6 protein-coding genes are annotated in these 4083 nt (G+C 35.4%); 2 read left to right on the top strand and 4 right to left on the bottom strand.

Features of this window, described 5'->3' with window-relative positions:
* Nucleotides 1-202 (top strand): hypothetical protein (locus F6K22_RS34455; protein ID WP_293108803.1); only part of this gene is annotated, 202 nt, incomplete at its 5' end.
* On the opposite strand, the gene queF is transcribed toward F6K22_RS34455, so the two are convergent.
* Entirely contained in the window at nucleotides 171-596 is a 426-nt protein-coding gene (gene queF / locus F6K22_RS34450) for a preQ(1) synthase (RefSeq protein ID WP_293108801.1), read from the bottom strand. The two genes, F6K22_RS34455 and queF, sit on opposite strands and share 32 nt — an antisense overlap.
* A gap of 167 nt (nucleotides 597-763) precedes the next feature.
* Here queF and F6K22_RS34445 point away from each other — a divergent pair, with 167 nt between their 5' ends.
* On the top strand, nucleotides 764-1351 hold the full coding sequence (locus F6K22_RS34445; protein ID WP_293108798.1) for a hypothetical protein: 588 nt from the start codon (nucleotides 764-766) through the stop codon (nucleotides 1349-1351).
* A gap of 219 nt (nucleotides 1352-1570) precedes the next feature.
* Here F6K22_RS34445 and speD read toward each other — a convergent pair whose 3' ends face one another.
* From speD to F6K22_RS34430, 3 genes are all read right to left on the bottom strand, one after another.
* Nucleotides 1571-1987, bottom strand: coding sequence for an adenosylmethionine decarboxylase (speD, locus tag F6K22_RS34440; RefSeq protein ID WP_293108795.1), 417 nt, complete (start codon nucleotides 1985-1987; stop codon nucleotides 1571-1573).
* An 824-nt stretch (nucleotides 1988-2811) separates the two neighbouring features.
* Nucleotides 2812-3348 carry a class I SAM-dependent DNA methyltransferase gene (locus F6K22_RS34435; protein ID WP_293108793.1) on the bottom strand — a complete coding sequence of 179 codons (537 nt, stop codon included), beginning with the start codon at nucleotides 3346-3348 and terminating at the stop codon, nucleotides 2812-2814.
* A gap of 19 nt (nucleotides 3349-3367) precedes the next feature.
* Nucleotides 3368-3727 (bottom strand): aminotransferase class III-fold pyridoxal phosphate-dependent enzyme, encoded by a 360-nt coding sequence (locus F6K22_RS34430; RefSeq protein ID WP_293108790.1) that lies wholly within the window; start codon nucleotides 3725-3727, stop codon nucleotides 3368-3370.
* Between the last annotated feature and the right edge of the window lie 356 nt (nucleotides 3728-4083).

Here is a 4083-nt window from a genome sequence, read left to right as displayed (position 1 = left end):
TTTGACTATACTACAAACATATCATCCCCAGGGACATTTCAGGGAAGAGATTTCTTTGAGCAGTCAAAGGCAAGCGATAGAGGTAGCGATGGAGAAAACTATCGCTTGTGATGCTCACAAGCGATCGTCTCTTTCTCTTTCTCCCACATCTCATACCTTAATCCTTAACTCTAGCTTGCCTTATAATGTTCAACTTCGATAGTAGTATGAACATTTCCCCGTGGAAAAAAATCACCTTTAATCTTGACTTCTAAAGGATCGCAAGCTGCTACAAAGTCATCTAAAATTTGATTCACTGATTCTTCATGGGAAATGTAGCGATCGCGATAACTATTGATATACAATTTTATGGCTTTCAACTCTACTACTCGTTCATTGGGAACATATCTTATGTAGATTGTAGCAAAATCTGGATAACCAGAGAAAGGACATTTACAAGTAAATTCTGGTAAACTGATATTTATCTCATAACGTCGTCCGATACGAGGATTTGGAAAAGTAATTAACTCTCCCTCCAATATATTCCTTTCTCCATATTTAAGTTCTTGCATATTTGTATCTTGAGATAGTTCATCACTATTTTCAGAGTTATTCATATAGATTAAGCAAACAAAATCCAACTATTTAGAGATTCAATTTATCCAAGCAAATGTTTTTTTTTGATTGTAACTTGACGAATTTCTGTTTTATTGGTCTAATTGCAATAATTATCAATCATAATTACTGAAAAATATCCATCAAATTAATATTACATAGTAACATAATGCAAAATATCAGCACATCTGGTAAAAATGGACCATTATCAGAAAATAACTATTCTCCATCTGTACCTATTTCTTTATATAGAGAAGCTACTGCTGAACTACAAGCAGCTCAAATCAAACTCGAATCTCTCAAAGTTCATAATGAACAGTTAATGCAGCAAAATCAAAAACTGAGAATAGAAATTGAAAAGGTGATTAACTCTGGAGTACAGTTACAAGAAGCTTTAAATGCTGCCCAGTCAGTAACCAAGGTAGCCCAACCACAAATACCTTCTTTTCCTCACTCTCAATCTAGCGTTAATACTGTTAGCTCTAATTATTTAAGTTCTGGTTTTAAAGTCGATTCTCCTGAAATATCATCCTCTTCTCCTTCTCTACCATTTACCGATCCTAAACCAACAGAGCCAGATTTTTCAGAACATCTATTTACAGAAGAATCAGACAAAAGTCGCTACAGTAGATTTTCCAGTGCTACACAAGTATCTAACCTAAATGGAATTTGGTTAGTAGTTGCTGTTTGTCTGATTGTAATTGCTGCATTTGGTGCTGGCTATTGGGTAGTGCGGCCAATTTTAAATCAGCGATAGAAAACTATTTAACTTTAATAAATACATGAAACGTGAAAGGAAAATAGAGTTTAAACATACTTTTGAAAAGGTGAACTACCTAAAGCCAAGGCGTTGCACAATCAGGAATGATGAACTCTGAAAGTAGATATTTTTAGGTAATTCTTTTGTTCATATATGTACAGTTTAAAACCTATTATCATTCTTTAACGTGCAACCCCCAACTTCAGTAGTTGTTTGCTAGTTCAACTTGATTTCCACCAAACTTTTAGCATTTTGATTTTTTGTAGCAGTATCTTGGACTCCCATCCCTGGTTCAAACCCGCGCTTGAGCTCTGTCAATTTCATTTTTTTAGCTTGAAGAGCGGTTTGTAGAATCTCTATAGCTTTGTGTGGATTCCCATGACCACAAAAGAATAAGTCAGCAGCAAAGTAACCTAACTCAGGCCATGTGTGGATAGCAATATGAGATTCTGCTAGTGTCGCCGTTGCCGTCACTCCATGAGGACTAAACTGATGAACACATAAATCTATGAGGGTTGCTCCTCCTGCTGAAATTGCATCAATTAAAGAGCGACGTATATTTTCTGGGTCGTTGAGCAGCTCTGCGGGAGAATGCCAAGCATCAACGACTAGATGGGTTCCCAATTGTTTCATTCTGCGCGGTTATACCTCCACCCGATAAGGTCTCCAGTTTTTTTAGTATATCACAAAATTTTTGAATTTGTTAACTATAAGTAGTTAGGGCTTGCTGAATAAAATTTAAACAATAAGCAATTTAAGATGAGGGATAAATTTTAATGTAGTAGAGAGATGAGGTAAAAACGAGAAAAGTTCTATATCCCAGACCCACTATTTCCTAAGCTTACGCCTATGAATTTTTTACCAGACCCTAGTTAATTATTAACCACTTTGTTGAAGTCTAGTTTTTTAGGTTAACTAGCTGTAGTTAGTTCTATGAGTTATTCTAACACCAAGTTTAAAAAAAGAATGTTATAATTCATAGATAGTAATAGTGATTGAATAAAGATTCTATGGTGGAGCATCGATGCTCCTAAGAAAGTTCGTATGACCAAAATTTGGAGTACCTGGTAGCTCGGAATATTACACCAAAAATCGAAAGTATACACAAGAAATAACATATATATTGTATAACTTTTTAGAAAAGACAGACCACTAGAGTGCTGTACAAGCTTGTATGTTTGAGAGAAACCGAATATAATTTCACACTGTAATACCATTTTCAAAAAATACTGTTAGAGTGCTTTAGTTTGTTGGTAGGAGTGTTGAAATTAATAATGTAGCGACCTTTTTTGAATTTAGTATAAGAATAAAAATATTGAATAGTATAAATTAATTGTAGAATAAGGTTTTCAAGAGTCACGAAGCACACGATAAACAAAAGCTTCAATAGTTGCTGTCTCAGAAACCAACGGAATATTTTTAAATGGCTTAGAATGTTCTACCAGTTGGCACAATCCTTATTTCTCGAAAGTATTCATTTTCCCTCGAATGGCATCAATATAATAAGCAACATCAACTCGAATTGCGACAATAATTAAACCTTGGGGTTTGACAATGCGGATGAATTCATCAAATGATTCGGGGGGTGCGTGGTTAGCGGAAAAAGTACCAGCACTCACAACCGCATCAAATGCATTATCAGGAAAATCTAAAGGTTGCCCCAATACCATTTGTCTCAAATCTTGATAGACTTGCTTTTTCCGTGCCCTTTCTAACATACCCAAGGATAAATCAATACCCACTAGATTGGTATATCCAAGAATAGAAAGTAGTTCTCCTACCATTCCCGTACCAACGCCAGCATCTAATATATTGGCATCAGTGGATTGGATAAATCTTCCCACCAATCCATTAATTACAGCAGGAGGGTTATAGCCAAAGCTTAGAACACTTTCATCATACTCTTGTGACCAATTATCGTAGATATTGGATAACTCTTGGTTATTCTGAGCAGAGCTTACTTTTTTGAGCCAATTTGATTTATCAGTTTGCATCAGCAATTCTCCTCAAATTTTAGATAGGTAAAATGTATTCCTTCAAAATAGTTCTTAAGCGGGTTGCTATATCATCAATATCTTGCCGTGTGGATATCAAGGGAGGTACAACAGGAATGACATTATTTTCTGCAGGTCGTCTGAATAATAAACCATGTTTTCTGGCAAAAGGAGCAAGATTAGCTGCGTCATGCTTATCAACAAGCTTAACTCCATACATATAACCACAGCCTTTCACCTGCTCAACAATCTCAAACTCATCATTTAGAGCCTGCATTTGTTGATAGAAATAATCAGCATTATTCTTAACATGATTGAGAATTTCCTCGCTGTGTAAAATATCCAGAGTTTTAGTGGCTGCGGCCTCACGGGGTGACAAGGTAGCTGAAAGCTATATATAGAGGTGGACTTATCAAATAAGCTGAAGAATAGTTCAACTAAAATCCCACTATTATTGAGAATAGATGGGGGTGTGGTGCGTTCGCGGAGCGTTGCGGAGCGCAGTATCGCGCCACACAGTAGCTTGATTATTTATTCAAATAACTGGCAAAACAGTTAAAAATCCGATCAAAAAGGGTTGGTAATTACAAATAAAAATTAATAAAAGAGAATATATTAGGCTTTGATCAAAACCAGATCGAACAAAAGTTGAGTCCATCTCAAATAATAACATTACAAATATTATTATACTTAACATCAGTACATAAAACCGTACAAATATCAAAATTAAGTACT

Source organism: Okeania sp. SIO2F4 (genome assembly GCF_010672385.1).
Classification (GTDB): domain Bacteria; phylum Cyanobacteriota; class Cyanobacteriia; order Cyanobacteriales; family Microcoleaceae; genus Trichodesmium.
The sequence above is the reverse complement of the archived record's forward strand: the minus strand, read 5'-3'. Positions and strand labels throughout refer to the sequence as shown.